The 26,990-nt window shown below is 45.6% G+C and carries 17 protein-coding genes; 9 read left to right on the top strand and 8 right to left on the bottom strand.

The features are described from left to right. Positions 1-135: 135 nt before the first annotated feature. Together IHE35_RS01530 and lnt are read left to right on the top strand one after the other, a co-directional pair. Positions 136-975, top strand: a complete 840-nt coding sequence (locus IHE35_RS01530; protein ID WP_242788738.1) for a CBS domain-containing protein — start codon at positions 136-138, stop codon at positions 973-975. Further along, complete coding sequence (gene lnt / locus IHE35_RS01525) at positions 972-2,534, top strand: apolipoprotein N-acyltransferase (RefSeq protein ID WP_242788734.1); 1,563 nt, start codon at positions 972-974, stop codon at positions 2,532-2,534. Before IHE35_RS01530 ends, lnt begins: the two co-directional genes overlap by 4 nt. 156 nt (positions 2,535-2,690) lie before the next feature. Here the strand turns inward: lnt and IHE35_RS01520 are convergent, their stop codons facing one another. The 3 genes from IHE35_RS01520 to gspF form a co-directional block, all read right to left on the bottom strand. Next, positions 2,691-3,026: a hypothetical protein gene (locus IHE35_RS01520; protein WP_242788732.1), complete on the bottom strand. Its 336-nt coding sequence runs from the start codon at positions 3,024-3,026 to the stop codon at positions 2,691-2,693. A gap of 282 nt (positions 3,027-3,308) precedes the next feature. Then, positions 3,309-3,776 carry a type II secretion system major pseudopilin GspG gene (gene gspG, locus IHE35_RS01515; protein WP_242789931.1) on the bottom strand — a complete coding sequence of 156 codons (468 nt, stop codon included), beginning with the start codon at positions 3,774-3,776 and terminating at the stop codon, positions 3,309-3,311. A gap of 91 nt (positions 3,777-3,867) precedes the next feature. Beyond that, positions 3,868-5,073: a type II secretion system inner membrane protein GspF gene (gene gspF, locus IHE35_RS01510; protein ID WP_242788729.1), complete on the bottom strand. Its 1,206-nt coding sequence runs from the start codon at positions 5,071-5,073 to the stop codon at positions 3,868-3,870. Between the two features lie 135 nt (positions 5,074-5,208). Between gspF and IHE35_RS01505 the strand changes: the two genes are divergently transcribed. The 7 genes from IHE35_RS01505 (at position 5,209) to IHE35_RS01475 (ending at position 12,983) form a co-directional block, all read left to right on the top strand. Further along, complete coding sequence (locus tag IHE35_RS01505) at positions 5,209-7,446, top strand: primosomal protein N' (RefSeq protein WP_242788722.1); 2,238 nt, start codon at positions 5,209-5,211, stop codon at positions 7,444-7,446. A gap of 41 nt (positions 7,447-7,487) precedes the next feature. Beyond that, positions 7,488-9,341 (top strand): cation:proton antiporter, encoded by a 1,854-nt coding sequence (locus IHE35_RS01500; protein ID WP_242788720.1) that lies wholly within the window; start codon positions 7,488-7,490, stop codon positions 9,339-9,341. A 50-nt stretch (positions 9,342-9,391) separates the two neighbouring features. Next, complete coding sequence (hslO, locus tag IHE35_RS01495; protein ID WP_242788718.1) at positions 9,392-10,267, top strand: Hsp33 family molecular chaperone HslO; 876 nt, start codon at positions 9,392-9,394, stop codon at positions 10,265-10,267. 415 nt (positions 10,268-10,682) lie between these two features. Continuing rightward, the gene (locus IHE35_RS01490) at positions 10,683-11,144 is read left to right on the top strand and encodes a DUF2147 domain-containing protein (protein WP_242788717.1); all 462 of its coding nucleotides are present in this window, start codon (positions 10,683-10,685) and stop codon (positions 11,142-11,144) included. 194 nt (positions 11,145-11,338) lie between these two features. Next, positions 11,339-11,800 carry a DUF2147 domain-containing protein gene (locus IHE35_RS01485; protein ID WP_004813478.1) on the top strand — a complete coding sequence of 154 codons (462 nt, stop codon included), beginning with the start codon at positions 11,339-11,341 and terminating at the stop codon, positions 11,798-11,800. 506 nt (positions 11,801-12,306) lie between these two features. Then, a complete protein-coding gene (locus IHE35_RS01480) occupies positions 12,307-12,636 on the top strand; it encodes a chaperone modulator CbpM (RefSeq protein WP_004813480.1) in 330 nt (109 codons plus the stop codon). Between the two features lie 83 nt (positions 12,637-12,719). Beyond that, positions 12,720-12,983, top strand: coding sequence for a YdcH family protein (locus IHE35_RS01475; RefSeq protein WP_242788716.1), 264 nt, complete (start codon positions 12,720-12,722; stop codon positions 12,981-12,983). Positions 12,984-13,694: 711 nt separating this feature from the next. On the opposite strand, the gene pnp is transcribed toward IHE35_RS01475, so the two are convergent. The 5 genes from pnp to IHE35_RS01450 all read right to left on the bottom strand — a co-directional run bounded on the left by pnp (position 13,695) and on the right by IHE35_RS01450 (position 26,899). After that, positions 13,695-15,782 (bottom strand): polyribonucleotide nucleotidyltransferase, encoded by a 2,088-nt coding sequence (pnp, locus tag IHE35_RS01470; protein ID WP_242789930.1) that lies wholly within the window; start codon positions 15,780-15,782, stop codon positions 13,695-13,697. Positions 15,783-16,043: 261 nt separating this feature from the next. Next, positions 16,044-16,313, bottom strand: coding sequence for a 30S ribosomal protein S15 (rpsO, locus tag IHE35_RS01465; RefSeq protein ID WP_004637724.1), 270 nt, complete (start codon positions 16,311-16,313; stop codon positions 16,044-16,046). Between the two features lie 915 nt (positions 16,314-17,228). Next, entirely contained in the window at positions 17,229-19,001 is a 1,773-nt protein-coding gene (gene recD / locus IHE35_RS01460) for an exodeoxyribonuclease V subunit alpha (protein WP_242788715.1), read from the bottom strand. Positions 19,002-19,072: 71 nt separating this feature from the next. Then, positions 19,073-23,191, bottom strand: coding sequence for a UvrD-helicase domain-containing protein (locus IHE35_RS01455; protein WP_242788714.1), 4,119 nt, complete (start codon positions 23,189-23,191; stop codon positions 19,073-19,075). Further along, positions 23,192-26,899, bottom strand: coding sequence for an exodeoxyribonuclease V subunit gamma (locus IHE35_RS01450; protein ID WP_242788713.1), 3,708 nt, complete (start codon positions 26,897-26,899; stop codon positions 23,192-23,194). Positions 26,900-26,990 lie beyond the last annotated feature (91 nt).

The raw sequence follows: 26,990 nt of genomic DNA, 5'->3' as shown, positions 1-26,990 counted from the left end.
TTATTGCCATTTTCATTTTAATCCGCTGACTGCGACGGTCACAGTCGTCCTAAATAATTGCAATAGACAACTGTATTTTCTGCGGTATGATAAAATTACATTTTTTTTAGATATTAAGAGTTTTTAGGAAAGATCATGCACGAGGAATCAGGCCCGTCGTGGGGTATGCGCGGCTTACGCAAATGGCTGGGAACCGCTCCCGAAACTCGCGACGAACTGCTAAAATTAGTACAAGATTCACGTCGCTTTCTAGAACCCGATACTGTAGCGATGCTTGAAGGCGTACTCGACCTTCCAGCGACCAAAATTCGTGAAGTGATGACACCACGAACTTCCATGATCAGCTTACAGGAAGATGACCAGCTTCTTGATATTCTGCATGTTTTGGTAGAATCAGCGCATTCACGCTTTCCCGTATTTTCATCAGATCAGCCAGATAATGTGGTAGGCATTCTCCTTGCCAAAGACTTGCTGCCTTTCCTGACCGAACCGACGTCTAAAGTCGATATCCGTGCCTTAATGCGCCAGCCACTGTTCGTACCTGAAAGTGCACGTTCAGATCAGGTCCTGCGTATGCTGAAAAACACCCAGACCCATATTGCCGTCGTGATTGATGAATATGGTTCAACCTCTGGTCTGGTGACATTAGAAGACATTCTGGAAGAGATTGTCGGTGAAATTGAAGATGAACATGACATTGCCGATGAAGAAGCACTGTATATTGTTCCAGACAATGACCCGACTACAGCCAATACCTGGATTGTGCAAGCACTAACCCCAATTGAGCATTTTAACAATATGCTTAATGCCGACTTCTCTGATGATGAAGTAGAAACCATGGGTGGTCTGTTATTGCAAGAAATCGGGTTGGTGAGCGATTTAGAAGGCCAGGTGATTGAGCTTGGAAATTGGATCTTTACCATTCTGGAAGCAGATGCTCGCTCTATTCATTCGATCCGGGCTGTGCGCCAATGAGGGCACATTTCGACAAGTTGTTGAAGCTGTCTGAAAGTTCTGAGCAACTTCCACTGATTTATCCCCTGCTGCTGTCTTTACTTTCCGGTGCCATCTTTAGTTTTGCGCTGGCGCCGTACCACTATTGGTGGTTGGCCATCCTGTCGCCGGCGCTGCTTTATGCTTGTCTGCGTAAACGTAGTGCCAAACAGGCCTTTAGCATTGGCTGGGCTTACGGGATTGGTCTGTGGTTTGTCGGTGCTTTCTGGCTGTATACCTCAATCCATGAGTATGGAGATACCAGTTCATTTCTCAGCGTACTGATGATCCTGTTTATGGCTGTGGTGATGGGCCTGTTTACTGCAGTACAAACCTTTATCTACCGCCGCTTTTTCCCGGAAACACCCCTAACTTTTGCGCCATTATGGGTACTGTTTGAATGGGCGAAGACCTGGGTTTTCACAGGTTTCCCATGGCTATTTGCCGGCTATGCCTTTACCGAACGCTTCCTGGATGGCTATGCACCACTCTTCGGTGTGTTTGGCGTATCCTTCGTGGTGATCATACTGGCTTGTGCCTTGGTAGAAATCCTGAATCGTCGTATATTCTGGGCAATCCCCTCCCTGCTGCTCTTGCTGGGGGCCTGGGGTGCTTCGCAACTGACGTTTGTGGAACAGAAAGAAGGCAGCAAGCCACTCAGTGTTTCCCTGATTCAGGGCAATATTCCACAAGATCTGAAATGGCTGACTGAATATCAGCTCAAGACCCTGCTGATCTATGCCAATCTGACCAAGACCGAATGGGGTCGTGATTTAATCGTCTGGCCGGAATCTTCGATTCCAATGTTCCAGGCTGATATTCCTGATTTTCTTGACGCGATGAAAGCACAGGCAGAGAAATCTGGAACCTCCTGGGTAACCGGTATTCCTTATTGGGATTTAAAAGAATCCCAGACCGCAGGCACACCTAAGTATTACAACAGCATCATGGCCAGCGGTGATGAAGCAAGTGGTCTATACAAGAAACAGCGCCTGGTACCATTTGGCGAATACATTCCACTCTCTGGTGCACTTAGCTGGGTACTCCCCGCTTTGCAAAATGACCCATCTATGAGTGGTTTTTCTCGTGGAGCAGATAACCAGCAACCGTTGAATATCAAAAATCAGCATCTCGGCTCTGCGATCTGCTATGAAGTCGCTTATCCGAATCTGACCCGTCGCAATGCCAGTCAAAGCGACTTTCTGGTAACAGTATCGAATGATGCCTGGTTTACTGGAACTGCCGGACCACAGCAACATCTGCAAATGGTGCAAATGCGTGCCAAGGAAAATGGTCGCTGGTTTATCCGTGCCACCAATACCGGTGTAACCGCCTTTATTGATCATCATGGTCATATCGTGAAACGTGCACCTATGGATCAGGAAGCGGTATTACGCGGTGAGTTGCCAGCGATGCAGGGTGAAACACTGTATATGAAACTGAGTGACTGGCCTGTACTGATTTTCTCGGCCCTGCTGTTATTACTTGGATGGCGCTTTCGTCCGCGTAAAGTGGATGTGAGCTTTAAGTCAAGAAGATAAATCTCTAACAAGTCCTCCTTTGCAAAAGGGGGGATTTAGGGGGATTAATCTTATAAATCCCTCCCTTGCGAAGCATTGCTTCTCACCCTTTGTAAAAGAGAGGAGCAATAAAAAAAACCGAGGCATAATCCTCGGTTTTTTTATTGGGGAAGATGATTAAATCTGTACAGCAAGATAGGACAGCATGCTGGCCAATGACAGCATTGGCAGAAAACGGTAGAGTTGAACCACACCACGCTCAAAGGATGAAACTTCTTCCTGTTTCACATTCATCACGCTGGCTTTTAAGGCCGACCAGAAGCACAAAGCGAGCAGGCTGCTCATCAGACTCAGTGCAAAGAAACCCACCATAATCTGGCTGCTACCTTCCGTGCTTTGCCACAAATGCAAAACGCCCTGGCTCACCGGAAGAATGCTTAAAACCAAAAGGACAGATTTCAGCATCGACCAATGAAACTGGTTTATTTCATCTCCTAAAATTAATGCTTTCATACCCACTCCTTTGGCTAAATCTTTGCCATGGAAATCATTATGAGCTTTTTTATAGAAATGAAAAGTCTATATTTATTGCTATTTTAAGATAATTGTAATCGACAAATATGGAAATAATTCTTATTATGACTCTCAAATAGAATGGATTATAAAATTATTTTTTAATTCATGCACCTAGATTATATTTATGTATTAAGAGTTATTATCACTTCACTTAGTATTGAGACACCCAATTAAGTGAAGTGATATATCCCATAAATGAGAATTTATAATGATTCTCAATTAAGGTTGATAATAAATATCAGCATCTGTACCTTCACCGCCAGACTGGCCATCGGCACCAAATGAATAAAGATCAAATGAACGTCCATCCGTACCAGGAATGACATATTGCAATTCATTATCCCAGCTGTCTTTCGGATAACCACCTTTAACATAGCCACCTGGTAACCAGTTTTTTGCAGATGCAGGTTTGTTGACTAAAGCATCTAAACCACCTTCCTGCATACTTGGATATTTACCATTATCCAGCTTGTACTGGTCCAAAGACCCGGCAATGCTTTGCAGTTTAATCACGGTAGTATCAACTTTTGCTTTCTCACCACGGCCCATCACGTTGGGTACAATCAGTGCAGCCAATACGCCTAAAATCACAATCACGACCATGACTTCGATCAGGGTAAAACCTGAAGTATTTTTGATACGCGTCATATGTGAGCGTACTTTTGAAGAACCTGGCTGTTCATTCATCATCTCAGTCCTTTTCATTGCATGTCTCTCATTGCTCAATTTTGAAAATCTGTTTGGGCTTTCTATAATTGGAATTCTACCCACACCTTATTTAAATCATATTATTCATATTCACAATTGGCAGCATCACTGCAATTACGATTACTAACACAATACTCGCCATCAGCACCAGCATCAGTGGTTCCAGCAAAGCCAGTAAAGTCGAAATCAGTGTGGCCACTTCACGGTCCTGCATGGTCGATGCCCGCTCCAGCATCCGGTCCAGTTCACCAGAAGCTTCACCACTGCGAATCATTTGTACCATCATCGGTGGGAAATAACTACTACGCTCCAGCTGGGTCGCCAGGTTGCCGCCTTCAGTCACTTTTTCTGCGGCCAGATTAACGGCATCACGAATGACCCAGTTATTGCTCACCGCCGCACCAATTTTTAAGGCATCGACCAGCGGTACACCAGAACGGGTCAGAATAGACAAAGTACTGGCAAAGCGGGCTGCATTAATGCCTCGTGATAGTTTGCTAAATAGCGGTAATTTCAAGGTCAGACGGTCAAAAGCATAATGCCCAGCAGTCGTCCGCAGAAAACGAATCAGCAGAAAAATACCCACGGCGCTACCAGCTAACAGGAAAGGCCAGGCCATCCGGATAAAGTCACTGGCTTTCATCAACGTGACCGTGATCCATGGCAGAGCATCTTTGCTCTGGTCAAAGGTTTTGACAATATCTGGGACCACATAGGTCATCAGACCCATCACAATCGCAAAGGACATCAGCAGCAAAATGATCGGGTAAATCATCGCACCCTGAATTTTTTTCTGCATGGCAAAGCGGTTTTCGGTATAGTCCGCCAGCTGGTCCATAATCAGGTCCAGATGCCCGGAACGCTCACCAGCAGCAATGGTCGCAATATACAGTTCCGGAAAACGGCCAGATTGCTGCAAGCCCTGTGCCAGACTATGACCTTCCAGCACCTTGGAACGTACTGACATCAGCAGGTTCTGTACATGTACCTTTTCGCTCTGTTTACCGACGGCGCGAATGGCTTCTTCCAAGGGAATACCGGCGGCAACCAGCACGGAGAGTTGCCGGGTCATGAGTGCCAGGTCATAAGCTGTAAGGCTTTTTTCAAACCAGCGCGGCCGGTAATGCTTGTCCTTCTGCTCAACTGGATCAACAGACACCGGAATCAAGGCTTTGTCCCGAAGTTGCTGACGGATCTGACGTGCAGAATCCCCTTCCAATACGCCTTTTTGCTGCTTACCCGAGGCATCAAGTGCAATAAATTGATATGCTGGCATTGTAATGCTCTAATTTTCCAAAAATTTGCCTCAACGCAGTTGCGTCAGACCATCAAAATCATTCATATTCTTAGATATAAAATATCTGTTCACTCTACCACAACTGCCTTTTTAGCACGACGAAAATTCATCAGGATGTCTCACTTGCCCATCTCAGATCACCCAGCCTCAACTACTCCAGTTTATCGTGTTCGTGTTGCTGTTCCTGTTCACCTATTTGACTGTTTTGATTACAGTTTAAGTGCAGCGCAATACCAGCAGGCTGAGGTGGGTGCCCGCGTGGCGGTGTCTTTTGGCCGGCAGAATCTGGTTGGGGTGATTATGGAGAAACTGCCTTTAGATGCTCCACTGGATTCCAGTTTTAAACTTAAAGATATTACTGAATTGCTGGATGACCGGGCGCTCATTGATGCCAAGGTACTGAATCTGCTGAACTGGTCAGCTCAATATTACCAGTTCCCGATTGGTGAAGTGGTGCAAAGTGCCCTGCCCACACTGCTTCGTCAAGGTAAGCCTTATAACCTTCTGGCCCGGAACTGGAAACTGTTAGATGATCAGGCAGAAGCCAAGGTGCGTCGTTCCCAGCGCCAGCAGGAAGCCTATAAAATTTTAAAATTGCATCCAGTCGGCACCACGGAAACGGTACTGAACCTGGCAGGGATCGAGACAGCAACCCTAAAAGCTTTAGAGAAAAAAGGAATTTGTGAATGTGTGCTGGAAGCACAGGATTTCAGCCCGCAGCCTGTTCAACTGGCACAAATGCCACTTACAGCCAATCCGGAACAGCAGCATGCCATTCAGCAAGTATTGAAATTTAAAAATAAATACCAGGCTTTTTTACTGGATGGTCTGACTGGTAGCGGCAAGACTGAAGTTTATTTGCAGATCATGGAAAAGGTACTGAAACAGGGGAAACAGGTTTTAGTGCTAGTACCGGAAATTGGCTTGACCCCACAAACCATTAGCCGTTTCCAGTCACGTTTCCATTGTCATATTGCCTTGTTGCACTCGGGTTTAAACGACTCGAAACGCCTACAAGCCTGGCAAGCTGCAGAAACCGGTAAAGCCTCGATTGTGCTGGGCACCCGTTCTGCCATTTATACCCCGATGCCTAATCTGGGACTGATCATCCTGGATGAGGAACATGACCTGTCCTTTAAGCAGCAGGAAGGCTTCCGTTATCATGCCCGAGATGTTGCACTTTATCGCGGACATTTGCAGCAATGTCCGGTGCTTCTGGGCTCAGCCACACCAAGTATTGATACCTATGCGCTGGTTGCCAATGGCAAAATGCAGGCGCTGGAACTGAATCAGCGTGCTGGTACGGCATTAATGCCAAAGATCCATATTTTAGATTTAAAAGTGGCACAGAAGCAGCATGGCATCAGCCTGCATCTGATTCAGGAAATACGTAAACGTCTGGAGAAAAAAGAACAGGTACTGGTGTTCCTGAACCGCCGCGGTTATGCACCCGTTTTAATTTGTGACAGCTGCGGCTGGCAGGCACAATGTCCGAATTGTGATGCCAATTTTACCGTGCATCGTCAGCCCTATCAGCATCTGCATTGTCATCATTGCGGCACCCTGCACCGCATGCCGGATCATTGTCCGAGTTGTAATCATACTGAACTCAAAACACTCGGCATGGGAACCGGCAAGGTCGAAGAGCAGCTGAATGAACTCTTTCCCGATCATGAAGTCATTCGTGTAGACCGCGATTCGACCAGTCGGGTCGGTAGCTGGCAGAAAATCTATGACAAGATTCAGAAAAGTGAACCGGCGATTTTGCTCGGTACGCAAATGCTGGCCAAAGGTCACCATTTCCCTTATGTCACACTGGTCGCTATTTTAGATATCGATTCTGGCCTACTCAGTGTCGACTTCCGTGCCACCGAACGTACTGCCCAACTGATTGTACAAGTGGCGGGTCGTGCCGGTCGTGGTGAGCATAAAGGCGATGTCTATTTACAGACCTTACGTCCCGACCATGCTTTGCTCAACACCTTGGTCACGGATAACTACCGGGCTTTTGCCAAACAGACTTTAGAACAACGTCAGATTGCCCGCATGCCACCCTATCGCTATGCAGTGATGATTCGTTGCGAATCACGTGATCAGGCATTAAATACAGAGTTTCTACAGAAACATGCTGCCGTCTTAAGGCAATATCAGGACCTGCAGCTGGAAATCTGGGGACCTATTCCAGCCCCGATGGAACGTAAGGCGGGCCGCTATCAGTCCCATATGGTGCTCCTGTCCGCAGACCGTCCACGTTTGCACTATTATGTCAGGGCATGGTGGCAAGCTATGCTGCAAGACAAGCCTTCCTCGATGAAGTTAAGTCTGGATGTCGATCCACAAGAACTGAGCTAGTCCTGCAAGCTGCAATACGGAAATAAGATTTAAGGTTGAACATGTCGATACTGTTGCAAATTACATTAATTCTGGTGGCAGCATTGCTGATTGTGCCAATCACCCGCTATTTGAAACTGCCAGCAGTGCTGGGTTATTTATTGACAGGCCTGGTGCTTGGTTCTGAAACATTAAATCTTGTTACTGATCCTCAACTTCAGTCGATGCTGATGCAAATTAGCATCCTGTCTCTGCTGTTCTGGGTAGGTTTACAGCTACGACCACAACGCTTCGTCCAGATACCTCAATCTGCCTGGATCTCAACGGCTGCACTGCTATTAGGCTCAGGTATTTTTCTGACTTTATGTTCTGTCATTTTTTTACAGCAAAGCCTCATCACCAGTGTCGTTATTGGACTGGCGGGTAGTCTGTCTGCGATGACGTTAAGTCTCCAACATCTGATGAGGCAGGAGCAGCTCAGCACGTCTCATGGTCAGCTCAGTTATATCAGTCTATTAATTCAAGCTTTGTTGCTGATTCCACTGATTGCCATTATTCCGCTATTTTCAGGCGTAAGTTCTACTGAACATGGCGTGGCTTATTTTGCTGCCATTATGGCAACCTTTACCGGACTGTTCCTGTGTAACCGCTATTTGATGCAACCCTTGTATCGCTGGATTGCCAGAAGCAGCAGTCATGACCTGCATGTCCTGGTGGCAATTTTTGTGATACTCGGCTTACTGGTCCTGATGCAGACGCTGGGACTAACGCTATATTTAGGGGCCTTATTTGCCGGAATTCTGCTGGCAGATTCTGATTTCAGACCTCATGTTGAAAATGCCGTGCAGCCTTTTCATGGTGTATTGATCGGTTTATGTTTTATCAGTATTGGGCTATCGATCCAGCTGAGTGATATCTTGCACATGCCTGGACTGATCATGGGTGGTGCCCTGCTCATTGTCTTTAGCAAATTTGCGTTCAGCTTGGCGATTGCCCGTTATTATCAAAACAGCTGGCGCACCAGTACCTTGACTGCTGCCAGCCTGGCTCAAGGCGGGGAGTTTGCATTTGTGTTACTCACCGTTGCGATGACTCACACCATTGTCGATATCAGCGTGTTGTCACCGCTACTGTATATGCTGGCGCTCTCGATGCTCATGACACCAGCACTTTACTGGTTGCTCGATCAACACATTTTACCGCGATTAGATCGCTCGCATCATCTGGTCGCAGAGTTTGACACTCAGGCAGAGACTTTAGCCCCTGCACCGATTTTACTGATTGGTTTTGGCCGCTTTGGGCAAATCGTAGCGCGTGTACTTCATCAGCAAGGTCTTAGCTTTAGTGTGATGGACAATACAGTTGAAGCAAGTGATCTACTTAAAGATCAGGCTATTCCTTTCTTTCAGGCAGATGCGACTGAGACTTCAGCGCTACAGCTGGCGGATATTGCGTCCAAAGATCAGGTGATTGTTGCGATTGATGATATTGAAGATTCGTTGCTGGTCGTACGTCATTTGCGCTGGAATTATCCAGATCTGAAATTGTGGGTCCGTGCACGAAATCGTCATCATGCCCATCTGCTACATGAGCTAGGTGTGGAACAGGTTTTCCGTGAGACTTATCTTTCTGCTTTATCGCTGACTCAGTCATTACTAACAGTAACCCATCAATCTGCAGAAGTCGCTGAGCAGGCTATTCTACAGTTCCGTCAGCATGATGAAACCTTGCTTAAAGCCGAACAACAAGCCGAATCTGGTGCTGAGTCCTTACATATTCAAAATCACAACAACATAGCAGAATTAAGCTATCTGTTTGAGCAGGATCAACATCGTAAAAGTGTAATAAATCCACTACAGAAGCAACAGAATGTCAACGGCACAGGAATTGATACCTTAACAGATGATCTGGCATAACTTGTGTTTTACAATAGTGTCACCATTAAAGCAGGGTTATGGAGAATTTTATGTCTGATTTACGCCAACGCTTTTTTATTGAGGATAGCCCTGTTCGTGGTGAAGTAGTGCATCTTCAAGAAGCTTTACAAACAATTTTAGCGCAGCGCGACTATGCTCCTGCCGTACAAATCCTTTTGGGCGAAATGCTCAGTGCGACTGCCCTATTGGCAAGTACGTTGAAAATTAAGGGGCGCATCAGTCTGCAGATTCAGGCTTCAGGTACGTTCAAATGGGCGATGGCGGAATGTAACCATCTTGGTGAAGTGCGTGCGTTGGCTGATTATGAGGAAGACCCTCGTTTCCAGGTAGCAGAAGACAGCAGTACAGTTCTAAAAGCCCTGACCAGTCCTGTACTGTTTATCAATATTGAGCCTGAATTTGGTGAGCGTTACCAAGGTATCGTACCGCTGGATAAACACAATCTGGCTGGCTGTCTGATGCAGTATTATGATCTGTCTGCACAGATTCCAACCCGTATTGTGCTGGCAAGTGACCAGAAGCGTTCAGGTGGCTTGCTGATTCAACTGCTGCCACGTAATAGTGAAGAAGAACAACGCTATGTGGATGAAGATTTGTGGCCACGCGTGACCATGTTGACTGAAACATTGAAAGCAGAAGAACTGGTCGGTCTGGATGCCAATGAAATCCTCTATCGTTTATATAACGAAGAACAAGTACGTCTGCCTGAAGCAGAACATCTGAAATTTGGCTGTACCTGTTCTAAAGAGCGCTGTGCGATTGCACTGCAACAGATCGGTGCTGAATCCGTTCGTGAAACTTTAGAATTGCAAAATCCAATTGAAATGGATTGTCAGTTCTGTAATAGCCAATACACCTTCACTGCTGAAGAAGCCTTAGGTCTGTTCGGTGAACACCTCAGTTAATTACAGCTATCTTCCTTAGTAAAAAAGCACTCAATAGGAGTGCTTTTTTACTTCTTAGATTCTCATTCAGCTCTACATAGTAATGGGAGGATATCAATACTTGGCCGCACCGTATCCTTGATAAATATGGACTGACGCCCCTATTAATTAACCCTTATTTCTAGGACTGTCTGATCTGATTATTTGGACAGTTTTCAGTCTTTCCTCTTTTTAATACGTTTACCCATCAAATACCAACCACATCCCACATTCATTATTTAATGTGATTTTTCATTAAGTTAAATTTTAATTTTTCTTGAATTTCTTTGATTATCCACTGGTAATTAGTAGATTTTTCACGCTATATTAATCCCATAATATTTATATGCCTTTAAAATTTTAAACGCATTTTTAAGACTAGGGGGGATGTGTGGGGATGAAATTTAAACTGTTCTGTTCCATAATTTTTGCAGCAGCCAGCACGATTAGCCTGTCAGTATCTGCCAACAATGATCCACTGCTTGGACAATGGAAAACCATTGATGACCGTACCGGTTATTCTCTGACAGATGTCATCATCAGCAAAGACGCTAATGATCGCTATATTGCCAAGATTGTAAAGGTGCGTGAGGTTCCGGGGGCAACCCGACAACAGAACTGTATCCAATGCACAGGCTCTCTCAAGGATCAGCCTCTGGTTGGACTGACCATGCTTAAAGGTCTGAGCAGCCATCCAGAAAATAACAACGAATTTATTAATGGCACCCTGCTCGACCCCGTCTCTGGACAACTCTATCAGGCACGTGCACGTCTGAAAAATAATGGCCGTCATCTGGCAATTCATAGCCGAACTGAAGGATCTCCAGTCGGGCGTAATATGACTTGGATCAAAAATTGAAAATTGCGTTGTCCAAGTTATGCGATATGACTTGGACAAGCTTCAAACATTTTCGATAAAACATGATTCTTCGTTCATTTAACCCATATTAAAACAACTTTCATCACAAAATAATAAATTGATTTATAAAGTTATTATTTATAAATTAGAGCAATAAATCTATTTTTAAAACACGATAATTTCCTAGGATGGATATGAAACAATTAGTACGCGCTTTATGTATGGGGATTTCTTTAGCAACCGTATCAGTATGCAGTTTAGCCAATGTAGATCCATTGATTGGAATATGGAAGACTGTAGATGACCAAAGTGGCTATTCACGTGCAGATGTCGAAATCCGCAAAAAACCTGATGGCACCTATGAAGGGATTATTGTCGAAACCCGGAGTCTACCAGGTGCCGAAAAACAAGTTATTTGCCATAACTGCCCTGGCAAGCTCAAAGGTAAACCGTTCATTGGCTTACCTTTTATTTGGAATTTTAAACAAAATCCAAATAAGCCAAATGAATACATCGATGGTCAAGTCTTGGATCCAATTGGGGGCAAGATTTATAAAGGTAAAGCACGTTTGAACGCTAATGGTAAACGCTTAACCCTGCGTGGTTATGTAGGCGTTTCCGTAATTGGACGCAGCGTAACTTGGATAAAACACTAATTTAGTTAGTATTTTAAAAAACCTCTATTCAGAGGCTTTTTTATTGTCATGATTTGAAACAATAAGGTACAAATCTTCACTTTTGTAGTGCACTAAAACTCAGAATAATGGATCGAACACGGTTATTTTTTATCCATTCACTATGTTCAGATCATATACCTATATGCTCCAACGATTACCTGACTCTTTATTAATAGTGGGTCACGGCAAAGGGATGTCCAAAAATAAAAATAAGCAATATGGTGATGCATCTGAAACTATTTTCGACCAATGTTCGGCAAAACAGTTGCTATTGCATGGCAAATATACACCACTTTTAGTCCATCACCTGCCTAACCTAAATTTCAGCAGGTTTTGTACCTCCGGTAGTTTTTGCAATGCTGCCACTCATATATTGAATCATGGGAAATCTGATCTTAGGCATTACCTCAAATCCTATCTATTACAACATGCCCCCGATCTGATTCACAGCAATGACTTTAGTCTGGATATTTAAGGAGCAGGCCATGACCACCATTCAATATAAAGAAAATTTTTCTCAGGGTTTTATCCCCTCAGAAATCATGGATGACCATCAATTTGATCTCAGCCATTTTGCAGAAGCATGCGGGCAAAGCCCGGAATGGGTAATACAGCTGATGGAACATGGCATTTTACCTAACCGTAGTCGTAACACTTCCTATCATTTCATTGGTGAAGATGTTACCCGAGCACAACGAGCATACCGCTTACAACGTGATTTTGATGCATCTTTTAGTGCTGTCGCCATGATGCTGGATCTGATTGATGAAGTTCAACAGCTACGTCGCGAAGTGAAACATCTGCACTTCAAATAATCCCGCTACCCCCTGGTCTATCTCAGATGATACTGAGATGGTTCGGGGATTTTTACATTATTTTTTTGAGTTTATAACTGATTATGAAAACCAGAGATTGCAATAAAAAATTAAAGTACATGTTCCCCGAATATCGTGACCTCATTAGCCAGCTTCGGGATGAAAATCCGTATTTCGCACGTATTTTTGAAGAACACGATGAACTGGATCGAAAGATTGCACAGCTGGCATTAGACCCTGTAAATCTTGTCAATACAGACATTGAAGCAATCAAGCGAAAAAAATTAAAGCTAAAGGATGAAATCTATAGACTACTCAAGAGTTCGGAGATAGATCCTTTGACCTGATTCAGGATGGTAATTAAAGGTAGGAAGCTCATGCTATAACCATCTAAAAGTGATTCTAGGCATGAGAATTTTTGGAATCATACTTCCTGCCTGCTGTATATGTGCCAAAAAACATAAGGTGGTCCAAACGATCCGCAGATAACACTTTGTTCATCAGCGGAATAATAAGGTGCATATTAGGGTTCTTGCATAAATCATTTTTTAATCACTACAAAGGGAATCCCCTCTCCTTGTAGGAGACTTGCGGAGCACATGCTCCTCAGGGAGAGGTTTTTTAGAAGAAATCCCCTCATCCTAACCTTCTCCCAGAGGGAGAAGGAACTTTCAATATCCATTTAAACATGAATATAACGATCATTTTTTGATTTATGAAAGAGATCTATTATTTAGCTCACATCTCACCTAGAAGCAAATTAAATTGCCTTTAACTTGATGCCAGCGCTGTATTGTCAAAATAAAATCTGAACATACGATCAGGACATAATCATCAAGCAACATCGTGGTAAGCATTGTGATTCAAGTTTTGATCCAGATTTTATGTTTTACATTCATTTTGTTCCGTCTTGGCACTACGATTTTTTCTAAATTTTAAATAAAATTTATAACGGATTTCACCCAAAATCAGTTCATATGTTTTGATTTTATAAATTCCAGGCATAAAAAAGCCTGCATAAAGCAGGCTTTTTTCAGACTTTCAAAGTCATCTTACAATTATGCTTGTTCGATGTCTTTCATTGTCAATTTGATACGGCCACGGTTGTCAACGTCAGCAACCTGTACCTTCACTTCCTGACCTTCTTTCAATACGTCTGCAACGTTGGCAATACGCTCGTTAGAGATTTGAGAAATGTGTAGCAGACCGTCAGTACCTGGAAGGATGTTCACGAACGCACCGAATTCAACGATACGAATCACTTTACCTACATAGATTGTACCTGGTTCAACTTCAGCAGTAAGTGCTTGGATTTTTGCAATCGCAGCCATCGCAGCAGCTTTAGTTTCACCAAATACGCGAACTGTACCGTTGTCTTCGATGTCAATCGCTGCTTTAGTTTCTTCAGTGATTGCACGAATTGTTGCACCACCTTTACCAATCACGTCACGGATCTTGTCAGGGTTGATGCTGATTACTTGGAATGTCGGCGCGTGCATTGAAATTTCTGGACGAGCGCGAGAAATTACTTGGTTCATCTCGTTCAAGATGTGCATACGACCCGCATAAGCCTGGTTCAATGCAGTTTCCATGATCTCTTCAGTGATACCTTCGATTTTGATATCCATCTGAAGTGCAGTAATACCGTTTGCAGAACCTGCTACTTTAAAGTCCATGTCACCAAGGTGATCTTCATCACCCAAGATGTCAGAAAGAACTGCGAAACGCTCGCCTTCTTTCACAAGACCCATCGCGATACCTGCAACTGGTGCTTTAATTGGCACACCTGCATCCATAAGTGATAAAGAAGCACCACATACAGACGCCATTGAAGATGAACCGTTAGATTCAGTGATATCAGATACAATACGGATCACATACGGGAAGCGATCAGCCGCAGGAAGAACAGCTTGAACACCACGACGTGCCAGACGACCGTGACCAATTTCACGACGTTTAGGACCAGATTCACGACCAGTTTCACCTACAGAATATGCAGGGAAGTTGTAGTGCAACATGAAGTTGTCAGTTTTGGTACCTGAAAGGGTATCCACCATCAACGCATCACGTGTATTACCCAAAGTTGTAGTTACCAACGCCTGAGTTTCACCACGTGTGAACAATGCAGAACCGTGAGCACGGTCTAGAACGCCAACTTGTACGTCGATTGCACGAACAGTTTTTGTATCACGACCATCAATACGTGGCTTACCAGACAAGATGTTGTCACGTACTGTGCGGTATTTAAGATCTTCGAATAATTCGTTTACTTCGTCAGCAATACCTGTTTCGTCATTTTCTGGAACGAACTGAGCAAGTGCTTCTGCATGAAGTGCATCAAGTGCCGCATAACGGTCTTGTTTCACTGCAATCGTATACGCTTCAGAAATTTTCGCTTCGAATGCTTCTTTTAACTTGGCAAGAAGTTCTTCGTTCTTAACTGGAGCAGTCCAAGTAGACTCTGTTGCACCTGCAGCAGCAGCAAATTCTTTAATCGCCTGGATCGCGATTTGCATTTCGTCATGACCGAACAATACAGCACCCAGCATCTGGTCTTCTGAAAGTTCTTTCGCTTCAGATTCAACCATCAATACTGCAGATTCTGTACCTGCAACAACAAGGTCAAGATCAGACTGAGCCATTTGTTCAAAGTTCGGGTTAAGAACGTATTCGCCGTTGATCAGACCCACACGTGCACCACCGATTGGACCACGGAATGGCGTACCAGCAATAGAAAGAGCAGCAGAAGTACCCAGCATTGCAGCAATGTCAGCATCCATAGTCTTATCAGAAGAAATTACAGTCGCAGTAACCTGAACTTCGTTGTAAAAACCTTCTGGAAACAATGGACGGATTGGACGGTCAATCAGACGTGAAATTAAAGTTTCAGCTTCAGACTGACGACCTTCACGCTTACCATAACCACCTGGGATACGACCTGCAGCATATTGCTTTTCTTGGTAGTTCACGGTTAATGGGAAGAAGTCCTGACCTGCTTTAGCAGTTGGTTGAGCAACAACAGCAACCAGTACTGTTACGCCACCCATCGTAATCACAACAGTATTTGCCTGGCGCGCAACACGACCAGTTTCAAGAACCACCTGATGCTGACCAAACTGGAATTCTTTACGAACAATATTAAACATCGACATGTTTTATTTTTTCCTAGTTCTTGTGAACAATTATTCTAGTGGAGACCCCTAAGGTTTGGCATTCACAATCAAGTGATTGAGTAAATGACAAAGCTTAGAAGCCGACCTCACCAGAAATAAACACTATTTTTAAACACAAAGAAGGAGCGAAACATTCGCCCCTTCCCCTGATCTAGCCAAAGGCTAAACCGACTTTAGTTTTCAGCTGTAAAGCACAATGCATGCAATAAACCCGAAAATAAAGCTTAAATCGAATTAACGACGTAAACCTAAAGCACCGATCAAAGCAACATAACGACCGTGGTCTTTACCATTTAGGTAGTCAAGAAGCTTACGACGTTGGTTAACCATACGGATTAGACCGCGACGGCTATGGTGGTCGTGTTTGTGCTCTTTGAAGTGACCTTGTAAGTCATTGATTTGAGCAGTTAAAAGAGCTACTTGAACTTCTGGTGAACCAGTGTCGTTTTCAGCGCGAGCGAATTTAGCGATGATCTCTGCGCGATCTGCGTTTGTTAAAGCCATTCGATTTCTCCGAGATGCTTATATATCTTGATAAAAATCAATGTAATGAGAATTCAAAACACTGACTGCCGTGCATCACTACAGCAAGTTGCATATTTTAAGGGAAATTACGTTAGATTGCAAAAATAGATCATGTGACTATCTATGGATTTAAAGAAACCTATTCAGTTCACTAGAAGCAGATCATTTATCTGCAAGATAAAACTTGCCAAACTGGTTTAGAGATTAAGCTAAAGATTATGAAAAATGCCTTACTTATTTCGGTCAAATGCAATACAGCTTATGTTTCGAATCCCAGGCTAGATATAAAGCTCAATTTTATTCAACTATAAAAAAAAGCCCGAGCGAGCTCGGGCTTCTTGTGCGCTGTAGTTTCTTCTTTTTCATTATTTTTTTATTGTTTATTGTTTTTATTACGCTGTACCGCGTTTTATAATTATCATTGTTAATAAAAACTTCCCTTATTCTTACTACAACGTCCCTGTGTAGTAAATTCTGCCACAAAGTCGGGCTACTCATAGACGCATTTTTCGTATCTATATGTAAGCCTTTTCTTACATTAATTAACTTAAATTGTGATTAATATTACACAAATCTCACTTTTAACCCATCTTATTCACTCTATATGAATGATTTAGAAAAATTAAATAATCTATAAAATTACGCCACCTTTCTATAAACTCAACATATAAAAAAGCCTTGTAGTCTCTCCCAAAACTACAAGGCTTAGCGGCTGTAAGTTTCCTCTTTTTTCACCTACATCAATGTAAGCTCGCTGTCTTATGGCTTTCTTATAATAATTATGCGATTATTCTCAACTTTCCTTGTTGAGTTCTTTGTAGGACTCATCTTCTCAAAAAGGGCAGCGAAGCTCTATCCGCAAATCTCCTGAATCGGCGTAAGCATATGCTTACATTAAACCTTCTCACTATCATCTGAAAAGTTATGACACTCTTCAATGATTTTTTTGCTCAAGCCACTACGACGGGTAGTTTTCAGGCTTAATGATTGTGTAAATGCTTCACGATCTACCAATAATGTGACCGCTTTTTTTGCACGGGTAATTGCTGTGTAAATCAGTTCCTTACTCAGCAGGTTACTGGCCTTATGGTCCAGCACTACTGCAGTGTGCCGAAACTCTGAACCTTGGGATTTATGAATCGTCAGGGCAAAGGCCGTCTCAATACTTTTTGGTAAACGTGTCGCCAGAACCCATTTTTCCAGACTCGGGAAATAAACTTCAAACTGACGCTGTCCAAGATGCTCACGCAGGAAACAGATACCAATATCCCCATTAGAGAGTCCCAGCTGGTAATCGTTATAGGTCATCATCACCGGACGGCCGATATACCAGTCGCCCTGCTTGATCTGCCCGGTTGCAGTGAGTAGGCGCTGTTCAATCTGCTGATTGAGTCGGGTCAGACCAAAAACGCTATGACGGATCGCAGTCAGAATACGGTAATCATCAAAATGACGAATGATCTGCTCCACAAATGCATTAAAATCTTGACTGCCCACCCCAGCTTTTAGTGCCTGTATATAGCTCTGATAGCCATACATGAGCTGGTCATAATAGGGCTGAGCATCATTGAACAGCACATTTTCAGGCAGGTATTGCAGCTGCACATGGTCAATTTCGATTTGTTCCAGATCAATCGCCTGTAGCTCAGATGCAGGCACTACCTCTTTTTCAAATTCGTTTAACAGATTAGGGCCAGGAATAGCTTGCTGAATAAAATGCGCCAGTGCACCAATCCGTGCACCTTCAGCAAAGCGTCGAGTTTTCACCAGATTAATCCGGTTATTGGCCAGGGCCGGCACCTGCTGCAAATCAGCCAGTACGGTACCGACATCGACAGAAGCCAACTGATTCGCATCGCCCAGCAGGATCAAACGCGCACCCTCTGGCACCGCTGCCAGCAACATCTGTGACAGGCTTAAATCGAGCATAGACGCTTCATCGACTACAATCACATCATAAGGCAATGGCTGTCGGGCATGGAATCTTGGCTGTGCAGTGGTTCCCAAACCTAACAGACGGTGCAAGGTCACAGGCTGTAACTGTTTTAGAGTTTCCAGATCAAACTGGGCCAGTGCCGGACTGCTCAAGGCATTCTGCAATGCTTCTTTCATACGCTGTGCCGCCTTTCCGGTCGGTGCCGCCATGGCAATCCGGATGTCCGGCAGACTTTCATTCAGCACAGCAATGATATGCGCCAGCGTATAGGTTTTCCCGGTTCCCGGACCACCCGTAATGATACTTAGGCCTTGACTGGCCACCATTTCCAGCGCTTTCTGCTGCTGCGGATCGGAAAGCAGACTGCGATGACGTTCATTCAACGGAACTGCTTTCAACTGCTGGGATTTGATGCGAGCCACATGGGCAGCGACTGCCTGTTCCAGTTTCCAGTAACGGTACAGATACAACTGCTGGTCCTGAAAAACAAAGGGGGCAATCGCATGCTGATCAGACTCGCTACGGCGTACCAGATTGTGCAGCAAGGTGATTTGCTCCTCTGCCGCGTCAATACAGCTGTTCCCATTTTGCATGGCTTCCAGTACAGCATGTATCAGCAGTTTGGCCTCATCGTCAAAGCTGGCCGAGCTAAATGGCGGCTGAGATAAATGCTCAATCCACGGCATCCATAGTGAAGTCAGCTGTGACACGTGATTTTGCTCATTTTCCACACAGTTATCCTCAAATTTATCCACAGGATAATTTTCTGTTTCTATTGTAAATATTTCTCAATTTCGCCATTTTATGCCGATTTATTCATCGCATAATAGCCCAGAATCTGATCCAATTTTTGGATAAATTCGACTTCAGGTTGCCAATGATATAGCCCCTGCCCGACCTGCCCATTCATACCACGCAGATATAGATAGGTCGCTCCACCCAGATGCTGCCGGATGTCATAGCCCTGCAGATGAGCACTTAAATAGCGGTGCATGGCAACCAGGTACAAGGCTGCCTGCAACCAGTAACTGGAATGGGTCATGCTGTTATGAATTGCTTCCGGTAGATAATCTTCTTGATTGGCACCGAGATAGTTACTCTTGTAGTCGGCAATGTGATAGCGCTGACCATCAAAATATACCAGGTCGATTGCCCCGGTCAGGTAACGTGCCGATTTGGCTTCATTGAAATCCGGCATGATCAGGCCATAATCCGTAAACAGCTGCTGAATCTGGCGGATCTGTAGCGGTGCATCACTCAAAGACAGATAGAACGGGAATTCCGACAGGAAACTCTGCTGATCCAGCTGGCTTAAATAAAACTCAGCTTGAATCGGTGTATTCAGGATTTCTCCGACCCAGTCGTGCATCAAATTCAGCAGAATATCTTCAGATAATTCCTCAAAGAATAACTCTGCTGACTGTTGCATCAGACCTGTCACATCAATATTTTCATACGTGCTTGCTTTAGGCAGCTGCGCCATTTCCTGCTCAAACTGCTGAATAAAGGCATCACCCTCCAGTTCCAGAAAATAATGCTCAAACTGCGCCATGAACTGTAGAAAATGAGTGACATCTAAAGGTGGCTGCTGGAAGAAGCTGCGCCATGTATGCCGATAGGCAACACTCTGGTCATGCAGGCGGATAGTGGTCAGCAGTTTGTAGTTGATGCTGGCCATGACACGCCTGATAGCCTCAGCGAGTGCTTCTGCTTTTAAGCCGGCATTGCTGGCTATCCGCTTGAACAAGGTATTCAGGTTAATCGTGGCCTGCATATAATGCTGCTGGAACACCTGCTGCAGCCGTTCCAGAATCTGAAAGTCCTGCTGCAACCGGTCTTTCAGTTCCGTCCAGAGATGCGGTGCGGTGTTCTTGAAACGGCGACGAATTTCCAAATTCCAGTAACTGCTATCCTGAAAATCCAGATGTTCAAAAATGCTGTGCAAGAAAGTTCCGGCCACGGTCCCTTTGGGAAAATTCAGTTTGATCCAGTCCAGTGGCTGCTGCAGCACTTCTGCTTCTGTCTCCAGATGGATTTCATCGGCAGCACTTTCTGCCTGTTCATTCAGACTAACCAGATCATCCTGCATTACGGCTGCATGTAACTGATGTCGCGACAAAGCGGTGAAGCTGGTTTTGGTCCGTGGATAAAACTGCTGTTCGGGTAGAGGATGTGCAACCAGTTCCACTGTGGTTTTCATCTGTTCTAATGCAATACGCGGTGGTTCCGCCGTTAAGGCATTTTCCATACAACTGAGCGGGTGCTGGAAGGCCTGTTCGCCCTGCCCTCGCCAATAGGCCAGGCAGGAATCTGATTGACCACTCTGATCCTGTAGCATGGCATATACCCGGTGACTGGCACGGGTCAGGGCCACATACCAAAGCCGGTGATTCTCTGCAGCATTCCGTGCAGCATTCTGTAGCTGTGCCTGTTCATGCAGGTCCCCACGGTTTACCGCAATCACTCGTGACTGATTCAGAATCTCGTCCTGCTCATGACCCGCCAGCGAGAAGTTCAGGTTACCTTTGTTCACGTCGAACGGTGCATCAGCGCCCATCAGAAATACGACTTTAAACTCCAACCCCTTGGATGCATGGATAGTGAGTAACTGTACGCCACGGTCACCTGACAGCTTGCGTTCTTTTTCACTGTCCTTGCCGGATGGAGACTGTAGCTGGCGCAGATACCAGTGATACAGCTTTTGCGCACCCTGATAATATTCACTTTGCTGCGACAGGATTTCGGTCAAATGACGCAGATTGACCACGACCCGTTCATTGTCAATGCTCTGGTTCGCCACCAGATTGGTCCAGACATCAAACAGATTCAGGGCATAGTTCCAGGCGCTGAGGAAGCCTTTGTCGAACCACATTTCCCGGATCGCTTCAAAATCGGCAATAAAGGTACTCAGGCCCACTGGCTGCTGTTGCAGGTCCAGCAGCTTTTTCAGGTCAAAGCCGAGCAGACGGGTCACAAGCGCACGGCGGACCTTGGCCTCATTAAACGGGTCCATAATCGCAGTCAGCACCGCGGCGACATCCTGCGCGACCAGACTGGAAAATACGCTCTGCTTGGATTCTTTATAACAGGCAATCCCCATCCGTTGCAGGCGCTGTTTCACCTGCTCCAGTGCATAATGTCCAAAGGACAGTACGGCAATATCATCTTCTATTAATGCTTGCTGCTGATTTTGACCCTGAAAATAAAGCTGATTCTGCGCTGACTGATTCAGTAATTCACGGATTTTCCAAGCCACCTGATCGGCTTCATACTCCTGCTCACCCAGCTGGACCCAGCGCAGGGGATAGGGATTCGCTTGTCCGCAATCAATCAGGTCCGGATGGGGACGACTACCCGCCTGAATCAAGCTGTAGTTAACGCTTTCACCAAAATCCATTTGCTGCTGGAACAGGGCATCGACCACTTCCACCAAAGCTTTGACCGAGCGGTGGTTTTGGGTCAGGGTATATTCATGGCCCTGCTTTAAACGGACATCAGCATGGGCCTTGTTATAGGTCAGCATGTCACCGCCACGGAAACCATAAATGGCCTGCTTCGGGTCACCCACCATAATCATACAACCAAGCTGTACCCGTGCAGCATCCCTCCAGATTCGTGCCAGCAGATCATCCTGATCCTGGTTGGTGTCCTGAAATTCATCTACCAGAATCAAGGGATAACGCGACTGCACAAACTGGGCAAAACGGCGGCCTTGTTCACCTTGCAAGGCTTCCGTCAGAGTACGAATCTGTTGCGAGAAGGTCGTTTCACCCTGCTTCTGCAAGGTCTGGGGCAGACGATGCTGCACACTACGAATCAGGTGATATTCCAGATAAGCCGTGAGCTGTTTGAACTTTTCATCCAGTGCCTCTTTAACGTTGCATAGCACTTCGATAGCGCAAATCAGCGGATGGCTGAGGAAATACTGCTGCTCCTCTTCACTACAGCTTTTGGTAAAGCGCTGCTTGCCTGGCTGGAAATCAGTTTTATTACGCAGCAGATGACACAGCTTCAGCACCAGCTTGCTCCGCTCAGGATCAAAGAAGCACATACCCTTTTGTTCACTCAGCTGCACCGACCAATCAGAAAAATTGCTGCAGATTTCTGACAGTTTTGCGTGAAAGTTTTTATAAAAATATTTCGGTGTCTCAGTGCAATAAGTCTGCATCTTGAGCAGTTCTGCCTGACTGATATTGACCAGCTGTTCGATACATTCATCCAGTTCGCTCAGATCCCATTCCACATGTCGTACTGGCTGAAAATGGTTAGCATTAAAATTTAAGGCATCGCGTACCAATCCCACGTAGTGCTCCGGGGCTTTGAGCTGGTTCTGCAGATACATCTGATTGATGACGTATTGTGGCTGCTGCTGGATCCATTCCCGTAGCACATCGTGAATCAGCTGCTGGATATACAGGTCCTGATCTTCAGTCAGTTCAGCACGTTCTATTCGACCACTTTCAAAGGCAAACTCACGCAGCAGCTTCTGGCTAAAACCGTCCAGAGTCCCCACAAACAGTTCATCTAGCTGGTTTAGTACTAGCCCTAGACGACGGCGGGCATAGTCCATGCGACTGCCATAATCTTGCAGCACTTTCTGGAACAGCGGATCAGATTCCTGCTCGATCTGCTGGGTCATTTCTACCGAATTAAGATGCTGATAGCGTTGGAGATAACGTAGGGTTTCTTCCACACGTGCGCGTACCCGGCTTTTTAGTTCGGCTGTCGCCTTACGGGTAAACGTCGTCGCAATCACCTGATGTGGATAGTATTTATCTAGAAAAATCCGCACCATCAGGCTGGACAAAGTATAGGTCTTGCCGGTTCCCGCCGAAGCCTCGATCCAGTGCAGCCCCGTAAAGGTCATGTCCTGAATCGGGTTGGTTGAAATTTTATGATGCTGTTGAGGGGCCATGGTCATTTATTTTACCCACTCTAAATGTTGTTGAATTGGCGCATACAGATCATAGGCAAATTTCAGCAGGCTATGCTGCAGGGCCTGATCCGGGTCCTGATCCTGCAAAATGAACTGCCAGTCCTGATGCAGTACACAGGACTCATCCGAACTTAGCGGTCGGGTACTTTCATAAGTGTTGTTCCAGGCCGCCAGCAGCTTATCCAGATCACCAATGATCATCTGCCCCTGTTCATTGGTTTGCCATTGCCAGTCTTTTTTCAGTATCAGCTCAGCTGGCAACACCACCGGCTGCTGCTGACCTGCTTCCCAGGCCTTAAACCAATGCGATAAATATTCTTTAGCCTGAGAGGACGTCACCTTGCAGAATTTCACAGTCTTATTACTAAACAGCACAATCCGTTCCAGCTCTGCGGTATAGCTGTCATCATTTAAATAGGCCAGCCAGAGCAGATATTCCAGCCAGACATGCGCGCGACGGCGCTCTGATGCTGAAGCCGACTGCATGCTCAGCCAATACGGTGCATTGGGCTGCTGCGGCACAGTAATCTGCAAAATCAGATCGGATGAATAACGATAGTTCTGCTGCGTGGTGCGGGTAATCTGTTTGTCTAACTGTTGCAGGCGCTGTTGCAGTAATTCCTGTTCCTGTTGAGTACTTAGCCAGGTCGCTTCTTGTGTTTTGCCGACTGGTAAACGATCCAGCATCAACCGGGTATCAATCTCCTGCTCTTGTTGTAGCAAGAAATCCCGTACCTGATATTGCTGTAATTTATCCAGCAATAACGGTTCCTGTGCCGCGGGCAGGTCTTTATATTTCACGCTGGAAATACCGACACTTTTTAAGAACAGCCGTGCCGGGAAGATCATGTCCTGAATCCATTCCTCGCCATGCAGCATCCGGATCTGCTCCTGCTGTACTGGTAGACAATGGGTATTAATCCAGTTGCGACGCTGCCCTTCAGCCTTGCAAAGAAAAGAAGCTACATCATGCCATTGATCCTGAAAGCGCGGGGTACGCGGTGCACTAAAGCCAACTGGATCAAACGGCTGTAAAGGATGCACATGATAGAGCTGCTGGATATGCGCCGCGACTGGCAAGCCATTGATCTCGGTCATCACATCGACATCTGCATCCGGATGCTCGGATTGGGAAATTAAAGCGATATGCTGAATCAGTTCCTGCAGTGAAGTCGACGGATCACGCACCTCGCCATCATTCACATCAAAGCCGTTATAGAACAGCCACAGATTTTCCTGTGCCAACAGTAAGGCATCCAAAAATGCGCCCTGATCATCATCCAGACGAGAACGGTCACCCAGCTGCGGCTTGAGAATGCTCATCAGGTCAAATGGCAGCTGCTGATTGCGGCTCGGGAATTTGCCAGTATCCAGATTCAGCATTACCACCAGCTTGTAAGGTAACGGACGAATCTGGCCGATTTGACTAAAGGTAATCTGCCCGGTCGGTTCAGCCTGATCCAGCTGCATATCCAGACTATTCTGAATTTCTTCCAGTACATAAGGCAATGGCAAGCTTAATGCCACCAGTTCCTGAATCGCATTTGGATCATCCTGATCATGATAATCGGCCAGCGTCAGCATACGCATCTGCTTTTCAATGATCTCTGCCACAGTTTTTAGCGATTCGACGCCTTGACTGCGGAATTCATTGACATCCCGATACAGATGTTCCAGCCAGGTTTTTACCGGTGTACGTTGTCCCTGCTCATGCGCATTCAGCCAGCCGCGGCGTTCATTAAAATCCTGATAGATCTGAATCAGCTTAGCAATCAGCGGAAAATCACTGCTGAGCACTTTGGCATAACTGAGGGTATCTTCAAACAGCTGATGTTCTGGCACTGCTATGCCCAGCGCCAAGCGATCCAGAGCAAAGCGGAAGCTAAAGCGATAATCTTCATCACCGTCATACAGCTGCTGCTGTAAATGCTGTTGATCCAATCCACGCTTGAAGCCCGCATCACTGAGCAGCTGGATGATGCGTTCCACTTGTGCATAGTCCAATCCATAATACTGCTGTGTCGCACTTAAACTCAGCCAGTCGGCAAAATCTTCAATACTAAAACGGCGATGCATCAACTGAATGCGGCCCAGTACGGCACGCCAGGCATTGCTGACATCCAGACGCGATACCCCGGATATCTGGATCGGCAGATAGATATTATTTTTGCGCAGACGGGACGGGTTGCCTTCCCGTTCACGTGGTGGTGGTGCAAAGACACTACGAATCGCCGGTTCCAGTTCTTTCAGGTTTGGACTCAATACCAGGATGTCACTTGGCTGACGCGGTACTTCTTCCGTGCCCTGAGCCAGCCAGTGAATGATCTGTTCGCGCAGCACTTCCAGCTGGCGTAAAGAGGAATGGCAGACATGAATCTGTACCGAGCTATCATCCGGCTTTAAGGGATAAGTATGCCGCTCCGGTTCTACCAGATACAGAATATCTGACTGGATTTTTGCCAGCAGATGGTCCTGATCATCATCAACAAAGGCATCCGCCCAATGCCCTTCCTCTCCCGAAGACAGTTTGGATAATAGCGAGAAGTGATCCCGTGCCTGCTTGCCAAATCTGGTCAGTAAAGGATGACGTGATTCACGATCTTCAGCATTAAAGTTCAGCTGGAACTTTTTCCAGAATGCAGCAATCTCCTCATCACTCGGCTTGTTTCCACGCGACTGTTCGTATTTCTGAATGAAGCGTTCCTGTACACCCAGGTCATAGCGTGCCTTCCAGCTCGGGTCAACACTGTCCGCCCAGTATTCCTGCGACGGGTTAAAATGGAAAATATAAATCTCGATGTACTGACCCAGACGGCGCAGAAAATCTAGCTGTGCTGGTGGCAGTTCCAGCAGACTAAATACCACCACCTGGGAGGGTAGCTGTTTTAAGGCCTGCGTTCGGGTTTCCGGATTTTCGATGCGTTCCCAATACAGCTTTTCAATGTCCAGAATTTTGGCATAGTCATCCTGAAATACGTTCTGCCACAGCCAGCGCTGCCAGGCTTCCAGTTCCCGGGCCTGAATTTTGACGAAATCCGCTACCGGAATTTCCTGACCATTTTCATCTTTGGGGATATATAGCATCTGCTCTATTTCTAAAGGCAGATTTTGTCCCCAGTTGTTCAGCCAGTTGGTCGGGCAACTACATTGTTGCGGCGGACAATTGCGTGCGCAATAGCCGCGATAATCCATATAGTGGCTAAACAGGCGCGATACCTGTTCACAGACCCAGTACAGCATGCTTTGTTTTTTGAGCAGACGCTCATTCGGCTGTTCCAGACGGTCAGCGCTGTCATAAATCCGCTTTACGATCGAATACAGCGGATGCTGGGATTTGAGTGGAATTTCATCCGCCAGAATGGTCTTGCGCAGCGCCTGAAAGGCTCGCCATTTAATAATGATACGTGGAATATTGGCTTCACGGACCTGCTCCAGCTCTTTCTGGCTGTTTAGCACCCATTGATAGGAAGTCCACTGGAAAGCACGAATTCGGTGGTGAAATTGTGTATTGGCACTGATGCCTTTTTTCTCGGCAATTTTCTGGGTGAGCCAGGCTTCAACGGCAGGCGAAGGCACAATGAAATGCTGCGGCTCAAGCACCTGAAAAGCAGTTCTTTTCTGCTGAGTCGTAACCAGCAGCATGCTATCCAAAAGCACATCAATTTTCTGACTTTGAATAACATGAATAGCCATGAATTCCCCAAATTAAAAGAAAGCAGCACTACAAAACAATAAAGATTATTTACTATACACCCTGTTCTGTCTATGTCACTTTTAATCTACA

Origin of the sequence: Acinetobacter sp. ASP199 (assembly GCF_022700675.1) — a bacterium.
Classification (GTDB): domain Bacteria; phylum Pseudomonadota; class Gammaproteobacteria; order Pseudomonadales; family Moraxellaceae; genus Acinetobacter.
The sequence above is the reverse complement of the archived record's forward strand: the minus strand, read 5'-3'. Positions and strand labels throughout refer to the sequence as shown.